Source organism: Salinivibrio sp. ML290 (assembly GCF_001995695.1).
GTDB classification, from domain to species: domain Bacteria; phylum Pseudomonadota; class Gammaproteobacteria; order Enterobacterales; family Vibrionaceae; genus Salinivibrio; species Salinivibrio siamensis.
Genome location: NZ_MUEY01000002.1, coordinates 238,049 through 253,948, shown reverse-complemented (window position 1 = coordinate 253,948; position 15,900 = coordinate 238,049). Strand labels below are relative to the sequence as shown.

Annotated in this window: 19 protein-coding genes and 1 other RNA gene; 11 read left to right on the top strand and 9 right to left on the bottom strand. The window is 51.7% G+C overall.

All coding sequences use genetic code 11. The features are described from left to right. Positions 1-28 precede the first annotated feature (28 nt). Both BZG23_RS03350 and BZG23_RS03345 read right to left on the bottom strand, forming a co-directional pair. Positions 29-355, bottom strand: coding sequence for a hypothetical protein (locus BZG23_RS03350; protein ID WP_046074078.1), 327 nt, complete (start codon positions 353-355; stop codon positions 29-31). 52 nt (positions 356-407) lie between these two features. Next, a complete protein-coding gene (locus BZG23_RS03345; RefSeq protein ID WP_046074077.1) occupies positions 408-671 on the bottom strand; it encodes an FAD assembly factor SdhE in 264 nt (87 codons plus the stop codon). Between the two features lie 216 nt (positions 672-887). On the opposite strand from BZG23_RS03345, the gene ygfZ reads away from it, so the two are divergent. The 5 genes from ygfZ to BZG23_RS03320 all read left to right on the top strand — a co-directional run bounded on the left by ygfZ (position 888) and on the right by BZG23_RS03320 (position 4,252). Next, positions 888-1,865 carry a tRNA-modifying protein YgfZ gene (ygfZ, locus tag BZG23_RS03340; RefSeq protein ID WP_077606139.1) on the top strand — a complete coding sequence of 326 codons (978 nt, stop codon included), beginning with the start codon at positions 888-890 and terminating at the stop codon, positions 1,863-1,865. 3 nt (positions 1,866-1,868) lie between these two features. Further along, positions 1,869-2,372: an aminoacyl-tRNA deacylase gene (locus BZG23_RS03335; protein ID WP_077606138.1), complete on the top strand. Its 504-nt coding sequence runs from the start codon at positions 1,869-1,871 to the stop codon at positions 2,370-2,372. 8 nt (positions 2,373-2,380) lie between these two features. Next, entirely contained in the window at positions 2,381-3,352 is a 972-nt protein-coding gene (locus BZG23_RS03330; RefSeq protein WP_046074074.1) for a LysR family transcriptional regulator, read from the top strand. Then, entirely contained in the window at positions 3,352-3,888 is a 537-nt protein-coding gene (locus tag BZG23_RS03325) for a GNAT family N-acetyltransferase (protein ID WP_077606137.1), read from the top strand. Before BZG23_RS03330 ends, BZG23_RS03325 begins: the two co-directional genes overlap by 1 nt. A 118-nt stretch (positions 3,889-4,006) precedes the next feature. Next, complete coding sequence (locus BZG23_RS03320) at positions 4,007-4,252, top strand: DUF1107 domain-containing protein (RefSeq protein WP_077606136.1); 246 nt, start codon at positions 4,007-4,009, stop codon at positions 4,250-4,252. Between the two features lie 98 nt (positions 4,253-4,350). Here BZG23_RS03320 and gcvH read toward each other — a convergent pair whose 3' ends face one another. The 4 genes from gcvH to BZG23_RS03300 all read right to left on the bottom strand — a co-directional run bounded on the left by gcvH (position 4,351) and on the right by BZG23_RS03300 (position 7,955). Then, a complete protein-coding gene (gene gcvH, locus BZG23_RS03315) occupies positions 4,351-4,740 on the bottom strand; it encodes a glycine cleavage system protein GcvH (protein ID WP_321166657.1) in 390 nt (129 codons plus the stop codon). Positions 4,741-4,899: 159 nt separating this feature from the next. Beyond that, entirely contained in the window at positions 4,900-6,135 is a 1,236-nt protein-coding gene (locus BZG23_RS03310; protein ID WP_077606135.1) for an FAD-dependent 2-octaprenylphenol hydroxylase, read from the bottom strand. Further along, positions 6,132-7,322: a 2-octaprenyl-6-methoxyphenyl hydroxylase gene (gene ubiH, locus BZG23_RS03305; protein ID WP_077606134.1), complete on the bottom strand. Its 1,191-nt coding sequence runs from the start codon at positions 7,320-7,322 to the stop codon at positions 6,132-6,134. The genes BZG23_RS03310 and ubiH overlap by 4 nt, the downstream gene beginning before the upstream one ends. Positions 7,323-7,379: 57 nt before the next feature. Then, positions 7,380-7,955, bottom strand: a complete 576-nt coding sequence (locus BZG23_RS03300) for a UPF0149 family protein (protein WP_046074213.1) — start codon at positions 7,953-7,955, stop codon at positions 7,380-7,382. A 458-nt stretch (positions 7,956-8,413) separates the two neighbouring features. Here BZG23_RS03300 and zapA point away from each other — a divergent pair, with 458 nt between their 5' ends. The 5 genes from zapA (at position 8,414) to serA (ending at position 11,840) form a co-directional block, all read left to right on the top strand. Further along, positions 8,414-8,719 carry a cell division protein ZapA gene (gene zapA, locus BZG23_RS03295; RefSeq protein ID WP_046074068.1) on the top strand — a complete coding sequence of 102 codons (306 nt, stop codon included), beginning with the start codon at positions 8,414-8,416 and terminating at the stop codon, positions 8,717-8,719. Positions 8,720-8,722: 3 nt separating this feature from the next. After that, positions 8,723-8,905: non-coding RNA, 6S RNA (gene ssrS / locus BZG23_RS03290), on the top strand. 33 nt (positions 8,906-8,938) lie between these two features. Beyond that, on the top strand, positions 8,939-9,538 hold the full coding sequence (locus tag BZG23_RS03285; protein ID WP_046074067.1) for a 5-formyltetrahydrofolate cyclo-ligase: 600 nt from the start codon (positions 8,939-8,941) through the stop codon (positions 9,536-9,538). A 56-nt stretch (positions 9,539-9,594) separates the two neighbouring features. Further along, complete coding sequence (rpiA, locus tag BZG23_RS03280) at positions 9,595-10,254, top strand: ribose-5-phosphate isomerase RpiA (RefSeq protein WP_046074066.1); 660 nt, start codon at positions 9,595-9,597, stop codon at positions 10,252-10,254. 353 nt (positions 10,255-10,607) lie between these two features. Continuing rightward, positions 10,608-11,840: a phosphoglycerate dehydrogenase gene (gene serA / locus BZG23_RS03270; protein WP_046074064.1), complete on the top strand. Its 1,233-nt coding sequence runs from the start codon at positions 10,608-10,610 to the stop codon at positions 11,838-11,840. Positions 11,841-11,911: 71 nt separating this feature from the next. Here the strand turns inward: serA and yaaA are convergent, their stop codons facing one another. Both yaaA and BZG23_RS03260 read right to left on the bottom strand, forming a co-directional pair. Continuing rightward, a complete protein-coding gene (gene yaaA / locus BZG23_RS03265; RefSeq protein WP_046074063.1) occupies positions 11,912-12,685 on the bottom strand; it encodes a peroxide stress protein YaaA in 774 nt (257 codons plus the stop codon). A 94-nt stretch (positions 12,686-12,779) separates the two neighbouring features. After that, entirely contained in the window at positions 12,780-14,204 is a 1,425-nt protein-coding gene (locus BZG23_RS03260; protein ID WP_077606133.1) for an alanine/glycine:cation symporter family protein, read from the bottom strand. A 243-nt stretch (positions 14,205-14,447) separates the two neighbouring features. Between BZG23_RS03260 and BZG23_RS03255 the strand changes: the two genes are divergently transcribed. Further along, positions 14,448-14,627, top strand: coding sequence for a DUF3545 family protein (locus BZG23_RS03255; RefSeq protein ID WP_046074061.1), 180 nt, complete (start codon positions 14,448-14,450; stop codon positions 14,625-14,627). Positions 14,628-14,700: 73 nt separating this feature from the next. Here the strand turns inward: BZG23_RS03255 and ung are convergent, their stop codons facing one another. After that, on the bottom strand, positions 14,701-15,384 hold the full coding sequence (gene ung, locus BZG23_RS03250) for a uracil-DNA glycosylase (protein WP_046074060.1): 684 nt from the start codon (positions 15,382-15,384) through the stop codon (positions 14,701-14,703). Between the last annotated feature and the right edge of the window lie 516 nt (positions 15,385-15,900).

Genomic DNA, 15,900 nt, shown 5'->3' with positions numbered 1-15,900 from the left:
GCCACGCAATCGGTTTGTCACAAATATGTCACATGCTATCCCAGCCTTGCTGACAGCAATGCCGATAAATCAGACGAAAATGATAGTCTGGAAGGCCATAACGCCAAATATAAAGGTATTGGGCATCCGCACGCGCGGCGAGCACCAGCAGCCATGGGGTCGCATAAACACAGGTCAGTTTTCGATACTGCCCATTAGGCATGACCGCCCAAGCGTCAGATGAAAAGCGAAAGGGGCCTTCGTTAGCGATGAGGTGAGCATGGAAACGGAGCAAGTCTCGTACCGCCCAAACGGTTAGCACAGCACGAGCACTCAAAGGAAGGGAAACATGCGACACGGCCAGCCAAGCCACCATCGTTCCTAGCAAAAGCAGACAGACAGTGACATAACGCGGGCAATGTAGGTGACTATGTACGTAACTTACTGCGGTTATAAGCGACAACCTTATCGACAACAGATTTCATCTTCGGGTCGTCAGGTTTACCATGCCCCATCAGCCAGGCAAACAAGTCAGGATCCGCGCTTTCCAAAAATGCGACAAAATCCTGTTTTTCTTTTTCATTAAGCGTGTCGTAGCAGGCTTCAAAATACGGCATAACCAACACATCCAGTTCCAACATGCCGCGACGACATGCCCAACGAACCCGCGCTTTATCCTCGGTATTAACCATTGTTTACCTCTATCGATGATGTCAGTACTCGCATACTATCAATGCCGTTATCGGGCGACTACTTTTGCTGAGCAACAAACCACGAATCTGAGAGCTCTCTAGCGTTAATTCAGTTTATACAGCAATCGCCCGACAAGACAAAGGCTGACAAGCTTTATGCTCCCTATTAGTATACGGGGCAGAGTCTATGTTTTCTCAACAGAGAGCGTGAGTGTTATGAGTGAATGGTATCAAACCGTAGTCTTTGAGCCTGCGGATACACACCCCAGTGATCCACAACCTGAACTGGCGATGGTTGCCCTTGATAACTGGGCAATCACTAAAGTGAGCGGCAATGATACGAAAAGCTACTTACAAGGCCAGCTCACTTGCGATATTGCGAACCTCGCAGAAGATAAATCGACCCTCGCCGCCCATTGCGATCCAAAAGGTAAAGTTTGGTCAGTACTGCGTTTTTTCCATTACCAAGACGGGCTCGCCATGGTGCAACCGGCGTCGATTGAAGCCACCCAGCTTCAAGAAGTAAAAAAGTACGCCATTTTTTCCAAGATTGCGTTTGAAAAGGTCGATGCCGTGTTGCTCGGTGTCATTGGTACACAGGCAGACAAGGTAGTGGCTGATCACTTTGGCCCGCACGGTGACGTTCGCCAAGGGCAACAAGGCACCGCTGTATACATTGAACCACATCGCTGGTTACTGGTGGTTGATGCGGCCAAAGCCACAGAGCTTACCCATCAATACTCAGCCGCATTGCTCACCCATGAGTATTGGGATAAGTGGGATATTGACGCGGCATTACCACGCATCGAGCAAGCGACCAGCGGTGAATTTATCCCGCAATCGCTAAATCTTCAGGCGCTGGACGCGATCAGTTTCACCAAAGGCTGTTACACCGGACAAGAAACCGTGGCACGAGCCAAGTATCGAGGCATGAATAAGCGCGCCATGTACACGCTCAGCGGCCACGCCGAGCACACACCTGTTGCAGGCGACAAAATCGAACGTGCGGTGGGTGATAATTGGCGCGCAGGCGGGACAGTGATCGCTGGTTATCGCGATGCTAACGGCAATGCGAGCGTATTAGCCGTGCTGCCAAACAACTTGGACGACGACACCGCTTTCCGCCTTGCTGAGTCTCCTTCGTACGCATGGCAGCGTGAGCCACTTCCTTATTCACTTGAGGACGATGATTGAGCCGTGTACGCGGATCCTAATTGGCAAACCCCGGTGACTGCCGCGCTCGATAGCGCCCATATTCGCTACCAAATACTGTGGCAGTCACGCGCGACACAATCGATTGAGGAAACCGCGAAACAACGTGGTATTGATCCTTCTCAAATGCTCAAAACCATGGTGTTGCGTGATATGGGAGGGCGCTATGCAGTGGCTTGTGTCCCAGGCGATCAGCAAGTCAGCCCACCCAAAGTGCGCCAACGACTCGGCTGGCGACGGATGACACTTGCCAGTGCCCAACAAGTGCAAACCACTACCGGCTACGCACGCGGTACTGTCGCGCCACTAGGGCTCTCACCAGATCTGGCCTTGGTCTTTGATGAGCAGATCTGGGACTATGAAACTGTCACTATTAGCAGCGGTGACCCCCATGCCGGATTATGGGTGCGCGTGAAGGATCTTCTCGCGCTTTGCCAACCGCTGCGTGCCGAGATATGTCGTAATCGGGCAAATCAAATGAAGGAATGACCCAACGGATGGCACAAAAACACTGGCGGAAATACGATCTCAACTTGTTGGTGACCTTTGTCACTTTAATGGAAACACGCAGCGTGACTGGGGCTGCGCAGCGCCTATCTCTGGGTCAGTCAGCCATGAGCCATAGTTTGGCACGTCTGCGTACCATGCTTGACGATCCCCTTTTTGAGCGGCGTGGACACCAAATGGTACCCACTGCTCGCGCACTGGATATCGCCCCTAAAATTGAGGCGCTACTCGACACCCTCGCCACGGACGTGCTGACCCCGCCCGCTTTTGAGCCTGTCCTGTTTGATGGTCAGATCCGCCTTGGGCTCACCGACTACGCTGAGCTTATCTTCGCCCCTGCACTGTTCGACACCCTCAACCAGCAACTTCCTTTAGCACAACTTAGCTTGCGCCCGGTTGACCGTCGCCACTGTCTGGACGCGATCAAAAACGATGATGTCGACGCGGTGATCGGCGTGATCCCCGACAACACCGAGATTCTTGATAGTCAGGTATTATACCATGAGCAGCATGTGTGCTTATTTGATCCACACAGCACCGGGCTCGGCACACCCATCACCCTCGCCGATTTTGTCGCTACACCACATGCACTGGTTAGCACATATGGCCAGCTCTCCAGCCCGATAGATGCGCGTTTGGCAGCACTCGGCTATCATCGACAAGTAGTGATGGGATCGCAGCGATTTCTCACGGTGAGGCAACTGCTCAAAGGGCGACAGCTGCTTTGTACCGTCCCAGAGCTTATGGCGCGATTAGATACCTTTAACGATGCTAACCATCTGGCATTCAGCCCTCCCCCTATTGATGTTCCAGGGTTTGATATTGGCTTGGCATGGCGACATCAAGCGAGCGGTCACCCCAAAATGCAGTGGCTCATTGATCAGATCACCACCATTGTCGACAAGCGCGTGGCTTCCCTAAAAACGTCATCAACCCTGTCTCACTCGCAAAAGGAAACCTAATGAACATCATCTCTCTATCGACCCTTAATCCCGATTACGTGGCGCAACGGGTCAGTGAAACGTTCACGCATAGTGAGGGGGCCGACACCGGTGAAGTCATCCGACAACTGGTGGATAAGCTGCTCGGTGAAACGCCCAGTGAAGACTGTCATGGCTGGGGATACCTTGAGGGTGAGAGCTTAGTGGGCGCTGTCTTTTTCTCACGGCTGACCTACCCGCATACCGATAAGATAGCGCTGCTCTCTCCGATGGCTATCCACCCGGATTATCAGCGCCAAGGGCATGGAAAAGCATTAATCAACGCCGGGCTGCAACAGCTACGCACTTTGGGTTATCAGGCGGTGATGACCTACGGGGATCCTGCTTTCTACACCCAGCTAGGGTTTCGCGCTGCCGACCCTACCGAGATCGTGCCACCACATACATTAAGCTACCCACACGGTTGGCTGGCCCAGTCGCTTACTGACAGTGACTTGCCGGCATTAGGCTCCAAACCGTGCTGCGTCGATGCCTTCAACCAGGCGGATTTATGGTAAGGATAAAGTGAATGTTTTTTTAGGCATTGTCATCACCGCGACATAAACCCACTTCACAATCGGTGCCGTTTTCACACCCCTACCGGGTGACGACCACCAACATGAGTAAGAAGAGGTTATGCGCGTTTTTAATCGCTACTCACCCAAGCTTGTCGCCAAACATGTCACACGCTTATTCTCAGGGCGCCTATATATCGCCGGACGCGGTCGGTTTGATTTTAATAATGGTTGGTTAAGCGCCCCCGATCACGCCACTATCTGTCACTACCAAACCGTGAAGGAAGTTAACGGTTTGATTCGAGATGTGTATCAAGAAGGGCTGCGAGAACCAGAACAATCTGGCTCGTTGCGGACCACTTACTGACTTGGCCGCACAATACAAACAGGGCCCGTTGGATGGGCCCCTGTTTGTTATCGGGAGCAAAAAGACACGGATAGCACAGGTGCTACCCCCTGACCGTTTTAGTCTGCGTCTTGATCGCCTAACGTTTCTTCATAGCTTTGCGCATCAAGCAGGCTATCGATTTCAGACTCATCTGTCGCTTGAATCTGGAACAACCAACCATCACCGTAGGGATCGCTGTTAACCAATTCAGGGGCACTGTCTAACTCTTCATTGACGGCCACGACCTGACCAGAGATGGGCGCATAGATATCTGACGCCGCCTTTACCGACTCTGCGACCGCACAATCGTCACCCGCATCAAAGGTGTCATCTTCATCAGGCAAATCGATAAACACCATGTCCCCTAACAGCGCCTGGGCGTGGTCAGAAATGCCAATGGTAAATAGGCCTTCCCCTTCAGGGCGAACCCACTCATGTGTCGCGGTAAATTTTAATTCAGATGGGATATCACTCATAGTCTTGTTCCTTGTTACACCCAATGACAACTCGCACCGTCAGTCGGTAAATTCAACATCATACTCACCATTCAACCGTTGCCTGCTCGGCGAGGGTCTTTGTGGTATTTAGCATATTCTCTATTTTTCGCCAATTCAGCCATCACGCAATCACCAAAAAGTCGCGCCTCGCTCACACGGCTTAGCCAGCTCGGGTAACGTCCCCACAAGGCCTAGCGCACGCGCCATAAATGGCTGCTTGGCGCCAGGCAAATGATTGACGGCGCGCATGCCCACGCCACGGACGAGCTTTTTGACCGGATTATCGCCCGCAAATAAACTTCGAAAGCCTTGCATCGCTGCAATCATCTGCGCCGCTTCCGCTTTGCGCCAACGTTCATACTGGCGCAAACCGGCATAATGCCCGATGTCTTTCCCTTTGTCGGCGAGTGAGGCCAATGTTTGCGCCAAGGCGGCCGCGTCGAGCATACCTAAATTCACCCCTTGCCCAGCCAAAGGGTGGATGGTGTGCGCCGCATCACCGACTAAAGCCAGGCGCTCCGCCGCAAAGTGTTGAGCATAACGCATGGTAAGCGGGTAGCTGGCGCGCGGCCCTACCACCTCACAAAGGCCAAGTTGCGCATCAAACGCAGCGGTTAGGGCACGGTTAAAAGACGCTGATTCCATCGCGACATAATCCGTCGCTTGTTCTGGGGGGATAGACCAAACAATCGAGCACAGATGCGAGTCGGAAAGCGGTAAGAATGCAAGCGGCCCGTCCGGCGTAAACACTTGACGCGCAACGCCCCGGTGCGGCTCCACCGTGCGCACCGTCGCCACCACCGCATGATGGCCATAGTCGCGCTGTACCAAGGGGAAATGTGCTTGCTCACGCACCCAAGAGCGCGCCCCATCGGCCCCCACGACCAGTTTCGCCGTCACACCGCCCCCAGATGCGAGCTGTAACCAAGTTTCGCTCTCTCCTTGTAGCATGGATTGGCATTGCTCCGGCATCAACACAGTCACATTGTCCTGCTTTTGTACTTTATCGAGCAAAGCCAACTGAATCACACGGTTTTCAACAATATGGCCGAGGTTTTGCTGGCCAAACGCCTGCGCATCAAAGTGAATATCGGCAAAACTGTCTTTCTCCCACACCCGCATCTGCTGGTAACTGGCCGCGCGACGTGAGGCGATGCCCGGCCATACATCCAGGGTGCGCAGTATGTTCTCACTCGCTCGGCTCAACGCAGAGACGCGGTTCTCTGGTATGTCGTTTAAGGTCGTTTCAGGCGCTTTACCTTCTATCACCACCACCCGTAAATCCGTGTCGGCAAGGGAGGCGGCGAGTGTCAGCCCCACCATGCCGCCACCGACAATGGCCACGTCGGCATTGATCATTTTCATCTCGGTTCTACCCATCCTATGGTGCGTTGCACAAGCGGTTGCTTCATACTCTCTAATGTTGACATCAGCCCTAACCCGGCATTACGTGCCCCCGCCAGAAGCGGACTATCATTGGAGAAGAGGTGAACCAACCCTGATGTCAATGCCACTGTGGCATCTCGGTCTGGTGTTCGTTGTTTGGCGTACGCCATCAATGTTGGCATTGCACCGATATCATCGCCACGCCTTGCCGCCTCCGTCAGCGTGTGCGCTAACGTCATTACATCTCGCAAGCCAAGGTTAAATCCTTGCCCGGCAATAGGGTGTAAGCTTTGTGCCGCATTACCCACCACGGCCACACGATGACTAACCGGACGAACCACTTGGTTAAGCGTCAATGGATACGCATGGCGCTCTCCAACATGCAGCAATTTGCCCAAACGCCAGCCAAACACCTGCTGCAGGCGCTGAAGAAAGGCGTCATCGCTGATTTGCATCAGCGCATCAGCTTGCTCCGCGGTGACACACCACACTAACGAACACCGTCCTTGCGACATGGGTAACAGCGCCACAGGGCCTGTTTGCGTGAAGCGCTCAAAGGCGTGTCCTTGATGAGGAAGTGCGGTCGAGACATTGGCAATCACCGCCACTTGGCCAAAATTGTGTTGCTTGCGTGGCATCTTCAACTGCGCGCAACAAGACGAGCGCCCACCGTCAGCCGCAATAAGTAACGAAGCGGTCAGTGACTCCCCCTGTTTTAATCTCACCGTTACCGCCGCCGGCGTTCGCTCAATCGCCATCACGGCATCTGGGCAAAACACATCGATCGCCTCGCGGTGTTGTAACTTTTGGTGAAGCACCGCACCGGCATCCGCTAACTCGATAACTTGGCCAAGATAAGGCACTCCCTGCGACTGTGCGTCAATATGGGTTTGTCCGGCGTGGCCACGATCTGACACATGAATGTGCTGAATCGGCGTGCCAAAAGGGGCGAGAGAGTCCCACAGTCCCAAGCTCGCAAAGGCTGCACAGCTGCCTTGTGCTAATGCGATACTGCGTGCATCGTAACCCGGGTGTTCGCGGTGATCGGGCACCATTGCCTCGACCACGGCAATACGCAGTGTGCCGCCACTCAATGTGTCTAAGGCCAATGCGGCAGTCGCACCGGCCATTGCGCCGCCTGCGATCACTATGTCATAGGCTTTCATCCCACTTTTACCTCACCCTGAGTCACTTAACGCCTCAATCTGAACGCGTCATTGAGATTAATGCAATGTTTTAGGCGTATCGTCACGGTCCGGACGCGCCCCAAGTTCTGCGTGCACCACCATGCTGCATACGCGTACATGCTCGACAACCTGCTCAAGTAATTCGGCTTGCTCTTGCATGTCGCCATCTTCATCGACACCCAGCTGCGCAACATCTTTGAGATCGCCCAATGCTTCTGTCACATCCTTAGATAAGGTACGCCCTTTGGTTCCGATCAGTCCCACCCCCGCTAAAAACGCGTTAATCCACTCCACCAGCGCTTCGGCACGGGCAACGACACCCGACTGCTCGTCGTCAGGGACATAAATATCTAAATCAAGATCACTGCCGGTAAGCTGCGCTTTTAGCTGATGATAGCTTTGCAAGGCAAGCGTCTTAGACTCTGTTGGCCACCCCATCCCTTGGTGGGTGTAATCATAAAGCATGGTTAACCAGCTACCATCTTCCAGCTCTAGTCCACCACTGAGCATGCCTGCGATTAAACCGTGCATCTCTGCAGGCGTCACCGCCAAACTGTCAGCCCTCAGTGTGTCTGCTGTTGTCGCATAAGCGGGTAAACGGGTATCAGTCACAATCTTGCCCCTTGCTGTGCCATCAAAATAAGAAGCACAGTCTAGCATTTCACACCATCAGGCTGAATCACCGCGATAAAAAACGGTATGATGCCCCACCACGCATGACTGATGACGCAAGACAGTGTATAAGTGCAGATGACGCCCTCACGATGACAAGGATCAACCCTGGCCGCGAGAAGCCACTGTCGCAAGCGAGCCGCCTCACATTTGTGTCTAAAAATGTGCGCCCTTGGTCGCGAAAAGGAGCAAACCTCACGACGCCTCTAGCGCTGCGCCCTAAGTACCGCTTTACCGAGACGCGATGTCGCTGTCGTGTTTTGGTCAAATTCCCTGCACCAGTAGCAGAGATGATTTTCGATGTAGTGTATTCACCAGAATAATTGCTAGAATAGCGCCATATTATTGTGTACTGGGCCCTCGAAAAATCGGGCCGGATGAGGAGCCAGCGTGGGACTATGAGCACACAACCGGTTGAAATCAAAATTCTAGATCGTCTTGTTCGCGTCAATTGCCCACCCGGGCAAGAGCAAGCGCTTAAAGATGCAGCAAGCGAGTTCGATCAACGGTTGCATCGGCTGGCTGAGCGCACTAAAGTAAGCAATACAGAGCAGCTAATTGCCATTGCCGCTCTCAATGTTTGCCACGAATTAAATGATGCCAAACAGTCGTTAGAGACATTGCAAGATCAGGTCACGCAACGGACCGCCCTGATGACGTCACAACTAGACAAAGCAATGGCAGCGCAAGGATCGCAAGAATAACCCAATTCCCTGGGGTGTTTGTCAGCGGATCTACGTCCCTGAGCCGATAAGCAAAACTAAGGGTGCGTTGTTATAGGCTACTGAGCAAGCTCGGCATGCACCGAGAAGCCTACGGCTTATACTACCCACCCGCCTTGAACCAGCGGGTTCAAGGGCCATCGATCCCAACGGCACCCCGGGGTCCTCTTCTCTACCCTTCGGCTAGCATCAAGGACAGTTATGCAGCCTAGACAACAAATACGACACGCTATTCGCGAAGCACGTCGTCAGCTTTCTCCAGAGCAACAAACGTTCGCCGCAGACGCGGTTGCCAAACGATTTACGGCGCTTGCTGATGTTGAGCAAGCCACGGACATCGCCCTGTACCTCTCATTTGATGGCGAGCTAGATACAACGCCTGTCATTGAGGCGTGCTGGAAAGCGAACAAAAATGTCTACTTGCCCGTCATTCATCCCTTTAGCCGTGGTCACTTACTGTTTCTTCACTACACCCCGACCACCCCAATGCGGGTTAATGGTTATGGTATTGCCGAGCCGACACTCAATATCAATGCGTTAATCCCAACTGCAAAGCTGGACGTGATTGCGACGCCGCTGGTGGCGTTTGACGCAAAAGGACAACGCCTGGGCATGGGAGGGGGCTATTACGATCGCACGCTCGGCTTATGTGCGCCTGATGCGGTCGCGGTTGGGCTCGCGCATGACTGCCAGCAATGGCCAGCGTTACCTACCGAACAGTGGGATGTGCCTTTGCCACATATTTTAACCCCCAGCCAACATTGGCAGTGGCCAACGCGTATTTCGCGACCTAAACCCTGACGCCATCTATTGGCTTCGCTATAATCACGCCCATTCCCCTAGATTCAGGAGTTATCATGACCCAAGACGAAAAGAAAAAAGCCACGGGCGAAGCCGCGGTGGAATATGTCAAGCCGGGCAGTATTATCGGCGTGGGAACCGGTTCTACCGTTAATTACTTTATTGATGCCCTTGCGCCCATTAAAGAGCACATCAAAGGCGCGGTCTCAAGCTCAGAAGCCTCCACCGAGCGACTCAAAGCGTTGGGCATTGAGGTACTCGATGCCAATGAAGTGGCAAGCTTAGACATCTATGTGGATGGTGCGGATGAAATTAACGCGCGTCATCATATGATTAAAGGCGGTGGTGCTGCCTTGACGCGTGAGAAAATCGTCGCGGCGATCGCAGATAAGTTTGTGTGTATTATCGACGACACTAAACATGTGGATGTACTGGGTGAGTTTCCACTTCCCGTTGAAGTGATCCCCATGGCACGCTCTTATGTCGCGCGTGAATTACTCAAACTAGGGGGCGACCCGTGTTACCGTCAAGGGGTGATCACGGACAATGGCAACGTGATTCTCGACGTACACAATATGAAAATCCAAGATCCCAAAGGATTAGAAGATGCCATCAATGCCATTCCTGGCGTCGTAACGGTTGGGCTGTTTGCCAATCGCGGCGCAGATATTGTGTTAACCGGTACCGACACCGGTGTGAAAAAAGTAGCAAACTGAGTGCATAATACCGCAAATCAGAGGCTTATACGCGGTGGTGAGTAACCAGAAAAGCCAAACGTTTGCGTTAAGTGTAATCAATAAGTTAAAAGCACCTTTTTTAAGGTGCTTTTTTTATGGCCTAGAACGGATAATTCTTACCCCTTATGTGAATTTTTGTTATCTTGGTCACTGTTCTGATACCGGCACATCGCATGCCCAGCGGTCTTTTGACGTAAAAGATCAACCTAATGACCAGGTCAATCAACCGCATCTCCTCGTCGCCATCGTGCGCGGGAATAAGGTACGATGCGCCCCGGCACTCAGGCGCAACATTGCTACCATTATTGTTTCTAAGGAAGAGAACAGCCCGCATGTCACACTATTCACTGGACAAGAATAAAATCAAAATCCTATTACTCGAAGGCGTCCATCCCACTGCTGTTGAAGCCTTCAAGCAGGCCGGATACACCAACATCGAGTACCATAAAGGCTCACTCACCGGTGAGGATCTCGAAGAAGCTATCCAAGATGCACACTTTGTGGGACTACGCTCTCGCACCCAGTTAACGGAAGCCGTCTTTGCAAAAGCGAAAAAGTTGGTCGCGGTTGGCTGTTTTTGTATCGGCACCAATCAAGTGGACCTTGATGCGGCGGCCAAGCGCGGGATCCCCGTTTTTAACGCACCTTTCTCCAACACCCGCAGTGTCGCAGAGCTGGTTTTAGGTGAGATCCTACTGCTCCTACGCGGGATCCCCGAAAAAAATGCCAAAGCGCATCGCGGTGAATGGCAAAAATCCGCTGATCGCTCCTTTGAGGCTCGCGGGAAGGTACTCGGCATTATTGGCTATGGCCACATCGGCACCCAGCTAAGTATCTTGGCAGAAAACTTGGGGATGCGAGTGTATTACTACGATGTTGATAACAAGCTCTCGTTAGGGAACGCCATTCAAGTCAACTCGCTCACAGAACTGCTTAATCGCAGTGATATTGTCTCGCTTCATGTCCCCGAGACGCCAAGCACGCAGAATATGATTGATGCTGAGGCCTTTGCCCGCATGAAACCAGGGGCGATCTTTATTAATGCCTCACGCGGTACGGTGGTCGATATCGATGCTTTATGCGGCGCGCTAGAAAGCAAGCATTTGGCTGGGGCGGCAATCGATGTTTTCCCCGTTGAGCCAAAAACCAATAAAGACGCATTTAGCTCTCCGCTACAAGCGTTTGATAATGCGTTACTCACACCACACATTGGTGGCTCAACCCAAGAAGCACAGGAAAACATCGGCCTGGAAGTAGCCGGTAAGCTGGTGAAGTATTCTGACAATGGCTCGACGCTGTCGTGCGTCAACTTCCCTGAAGTGTCATTGCCAGAACATCAAGGCCGCTCGCGCTTACTGCATATACACGCCAACCGACCTGGGGTGCTGACCAAAATCAACACCACCTTTGCCGACGAAGGTGTCAACATCGCCGCACAGTACTTACAAACATCGTCGCAAATTGGTTATGTGGTGATTGATGTTGAAGACAGTGATCATGCCTACAAGGCACTGAAAAAGCTTAAAGCGATCGAAGGCACCATCCGCGCGCGGATATTGCACTGATTCGAGCCAGAAATGAAAAAAGCCCCTGTTGGGGCTTTTTCGAATTGTTCGCGTTTTATCACTGGCGCCGCTTATTGCTCGTCGCGCAGAAATACCAGCTCATTGTCTTTCGAGTCGGCTTCACTAAAGTAATAGCCTGCCACATTAAACGCTTTAATGTCCGCCACTGAGCTCGCGCGCTTATCAATCAAATACCGCGCCATCATGCCACGGGCTTTTTTGGCATAGAAGCTAATCACCTTGTATTGACCGTTTTTATAATCTTTAAACACTGGGGTGATGATGTCGCCTTTAAGCACCTTCTTGTTGACCGCTTTAAAGTATTCATTGGAGGCAAGGTTGACTAATAGCTCACTGCCCTGTGCCGCCAAATCATCATTCAGTGCCTCTGTGATGATATCGCCCCAGAACTGATATAAGTTGTCGCCTCGTGGTGTCGACAACTTGGTCCCCATTTCCAACCGGTACGGTTGCATCAGATCGAGCGGCCGCAATAGCCCATACAAGCCTGATAACATACGAAAATGATCTTGTGCCCAATCAAAATCTTGCTCGGACATCGAATTGGCATCTAACCCTGTGTACACATCCCCTTTAAATGCAAGCGCCGCAGGTCGTGCATTATCTGGGGTAAAAGAAGGAGACCATTCAGAAAAACGCACAGCATTAAGACTGGCGATTTTATCACTGACTTTCATAAGCGAGGCAATGTCTGCCGGTGTAAGCTGACGGCAAACCTTAATCAACGCCTCTGAGTGTTCAGTAAGCTGAGGTTGGGTATAACGGTCTGTCGGCAATGGCGTTTCATAATCCAAGGTTTTTGCAGGAGAAACCACTATCAGCATGTTGCTCGCCCTTTTGTTATTTATCTTTTGCTAAGCCTATCATTCCCGCATAAAAAAACCACCGCCCACCACCACACATCATGCGTATCAGTGACTAACGTTTGGGGAGCGGCCACGCCTTATCGTCAAGCTGACTGTGCAGTTCGGGAAAGCGGCGACTGTCGAACACAGGTACCCGCCCCAATGAGCGCTGAGTGTGATAGTCCTTTGCCAAACGCTTGACGATGCCCGAAAGTAAAAAAATCGCAATCATGTTTACCAACGCCATCATTCCCATAGACGCATCCGCGAGAGTCCAAACCAGCGGCAGTTCCGCCAGCGCCCCAAACATGACCATACCCAAGACTAAAGCACGGAAGTACGGCAATGCCGGACGACACCGATGATTGATAAACAACAGATTGGTTTCTGCATACGAATAATTGGCAATGATCGAGGTAAAAGCGAAAAAGAAAATGGCGACCGCCACAAACTGTTCGCCCCATTCCCCAACTTGTGCGCTTAACGCCCGCTGAGTCAACTCAACCCCCGTAATTTCGCCGCCGGGAATGTACTCACCTGATAGCAGAATAATCGCCACGGTAGCAGTGCAGATCACCAAGGTATCCACAAACACGCCAAGCATTTGCACGTAACCCTGAGAAACAGGATGAGGAGGGTAAGGCGTCGCTGAAGCCGCCGCATTAGGCGCGGAGCCCATGCCTGCTTCGTTAGAGAATAATCCGCGTTTAATCCCCTGAATCATGCCTTGTGCCAAGGTGTAGCCCAAAGCGCCTGATGCCGCTTCGTGGAGACCGAATGCACTTTCTATGATCAAAGAAAATACCGCTGGCACTTTATCAAGATGGGTTAACACCACATACAAAGACAAGGACAAATATAACAGCGCCATCACGGGCACAATCACTTCTGCCGTGCGCGCTATCTGACGTAAGCCACCATAAATGATTAACCCGCTAACCAGCACCAACCCCGCGCCGACATAGGCCGGTGGCCATGAAAATGCCACTTGTGCCGCTTGTGAGATAGAGTTGGCTTGAACCGAATTAAACACTAGCCCAAATGCCAAAATCAGTAATAGGGAGAAGAGTATCCCCATCCAACGCATTCCTAGGCCATGTTCCATGTAATAGGCAGGACCACCGCGAAAATAGCCGTCCGGATCCCGTACCTTATACACTTGCGCCAGCGTACTCTCTGCAAAGGCCGTGGCCATGCCGAGAAATGCCATTAGCCACATCCAAAAGATTGCCCCCGGGCCACCTAATGACAGAGCGACCGCCACCCCGGCCATGTTGCCCGTCCCTACACGCGCGGCGAGCCCGGTACACAAGGCTTGGAAAGAGGAAATGCTGCTCCCCTCACGGCGTCGGCTATGACGCATGACAGAAAACATATGAGAAAAGTGACGAAACTGAATGCCGCCTAATTTTAAGGTAAAAAAGATCCCGCCACCGATGAGCACATAAATGAGCACCGACCCCCAAATCAGATCATTAATAAAAGTGAGTAGGCTCAATGGACTGTCCCTCGTCGTGATTAAGTAAGGATAATGATCAATGCGGCGCAATCTTCGCGTGAACCACCTTCTAGGTCAATTCAAACCCATCACGGCTGGGGCAACAGTCACTCATTTTAAAAATCAGTGATTGCGGTCTCATAAAAACTTCATCGGACTGCCACAAATGAGAAATACTTCAATTTTACGTTAGGGGTAGCTGTGGTATTTAAAATCTGACCGCAAGGTGAAAAAGAGGTGACTATGGAAAACATTGCCTTTAACGATCTGTTCGAGCAAGACAAGCCACAACGCAACGGACGCGCGAAACCAGTCAAACGTAAATGGAGAGAAATTGAAGCGCTGAAAGACAAACAGCGGCTAAAAAAAGAATTGGAAGAAATCGATATTTTTGGCGATTTCTCTCAACTGGACCTCGATTAACTCACCCTCAACATAGGATTGCTAAAAGGTGCTCACCGAGCACCTTTTTTTCATCGCTCCTCAGCGACTGAGCCTACTCCGCCTCGAGATAAGGCTGCCAATCAATGGGCGTCTTCCCTTGCGCCTGAAGCAACGCATTGGTTTGTGAAAAGTGCTGACAACCAAAAAAGCCACGATGCGCTGACAGCGGTGACGGGTGAGGCGCGGTGAGCACATGGTGGCGCTGACGATCGATCGCTTTGCCTTTTTTCTGGGCGTGCGCGCCCCATAATAAGAACACCACGCCTTGGCACTGCTGGTTTACCGCATCGATGACACGATCAGTAAAGGTTTCCCAACCCAGTTTGGCGTGTGAGTGCGCTTTTCCTTGCTCAACGGTGAGCACAGTATTAAGCAACAACACACCTTGTTCCGCCCAGCTTTTCAAGTAACCGTGAGAAGGTGGCGTAAAGCCTTCAATATCGGTGGCAAGCTCCTTGTAGATATTGACCAATGACGGTGGTGTTTTCACACCCGGTCGCACAGAAAAGCACAGCCCGTGAGCTTGGTTCGGCCCGTGATAAGGATCTTGACCCAGAATCACGACTTTCACCTCGCCCAACTCGGTGTAACGAAAGGCATTAAACACATCTTCCTTCGGAGGAAAAACCGTCACCCCCTTGGCACGTGCTTGTTCAACATAGGCAAGGGTTTCTCGGAAATACGCTTGTTGTTTCTCATCAGCCAATACTTGCTGCCACGTTTGCGCCTGAGTCATGGTTGCTCCTTTTGATTATATTGGCGCTATTCTAACGAGGCAGCATGGCAAAATCAGTGTGTGCAACGATCTTTTGTTCGTTCGGTGTGTGAGTGGTAATGACGCTGACAGCGGCCTTGTACCGCGCGGTTAGGGGTCGGTAAGCTCGCACGCGTCATGGTTGGCTTAATCATGGGGCATTCCTCATCATTGTGGATTCATCATTAGCAATGAAATTTTAATGCCAACTTTATAAAAGCAATAAAGTCATGGTGTTAGTCTATAAGCTGATCAGCCTAAGTCACACAATGAGCACAAGTGGTGCAAATTTGCCTCTTTTTTGCACACACTTGTTTGCGCACACGCCACTTTCACTTGTAATTAAATTACTACATTTTGAATCAAAAAATCCCCGTGAGACTCGCAGCGCGGAAGCGGCCGTGCTACAGTCCTCACTGTAGTTCAAAAAAGATTGATATAAGATAAATATCATAATGTTAATTATGAGGTAAACTTGATTCAGGTCAATAAAACCCC

What these genes read in the sequence shown, in the direction of transcription:
- BZG23_RS03330 (WP_046074074.1), top strand. Translation starts at nt 2,381, where the DNA reads ATGGCACAAAAACACTGGCGGAAATACGATCTCAACTTGTTGGTGACC.
- ygfZ (WP_077606139.1), top strand. Translation starts at nt 888, where the DNA reads ATGAGTGAATGGTATCAAACCGTAGTCTTTGAGCCTGCGGATACACAC.
- BZG23_RS03255 (WP_046074061.1), top strand. Translation starts at nt 14,448, where the DNA reads ATGGAAAACATTGCCTTTAACGATCTGTTCGAGCAAGACAAGCCACAA.
- rpiA (WP_046074066.1), top strand. Translation starts at nt 9,595, where the DNA reads ATGACCCAAGACGAAAAGAAAAAAGCCACGGGCGAAGCCGCGGTGGAA.
- serA (WP_046074064.1), top strand. Translation starts at nt 10,608, where the DNA reads ATGTCACACTATTCACTGGACAAGAATAAAATCAAAATCCTATTACTC.
- BZG23_RS03345 (WP_046074077.1), bottom strand. Translation starts at nt 671, where the DNA reads ATGGTTAATACCGAGGATAAAGCGCGGGTTCGTTGGGCATGTCGTCGC.
- BZG23_RS03350 (WP_046074078.1), bottom strand. Translation starts at nt 355, where the DNA reads ATGGTGGCTTGGCTGGCCGTGTCGCATGTTTCCCTTCCTTTGAGTGCT.
- yaaA (WP_046074063.1), bottom strand. Translation starts at nt 12,685, where the DNA reads ATGCTGATAGTGGTTTCTCCTGCAAAAACCTTGGATTATGAAACGCCA.
- zapA (WP_046074068.1), top strand. Translation starts at nt 8,414, where the DNA reads ATGAGCACACAACCGGTTGAAATCAAAATTCTAGATCGTCTTGTTCGC.
- BZG23_RS03285 (WP_046074067.1), top strand. Translation starts at nt 8,939, where the DNA reads ATGCAGCCTAGACAACAAATACGACACGCTATTCGCGAAGCACGTCGT.
- BZG23_RS03325 (WP_077606137.1), top strand. Translation starts at nt 3,352, where the DNA reads ATGAACATCATCTCTCTATCGACCCTTAATCCCGATTACGTGGCGCAA.
- BZG23_RS03320 (WP_077606136.1), top strand. Translation starts at nt 4,007, where the DNA reads ATGCGCGTTTTTAATCGCTACTCACCCAAGCTTGTCGCCAAACATGTC.
- BZG23_RS03310 (WP_077606135.1), bottom strand. Translation starts at nt 6,135, where the DNA reads ATGAAAATGATCAATGCCGACGTGGCCATTGTCGGTGGCGGCATGGTG.
- ubiH (WP_077606134.1), bottom strand. Translation starts at nt 7,322, where the DNA reads ATGAAAGCCTATGACATAGTGATCGCAGGCGGCGCAATGGCCGGTGCG.
- ung (WP_046074060.1), bottom strand. Translation starts at nt 15,384, where the DNA reads ATGACTCAGGCGCAAACGTGGCAGCAAGTATTGGCTGATGAGAAACAA.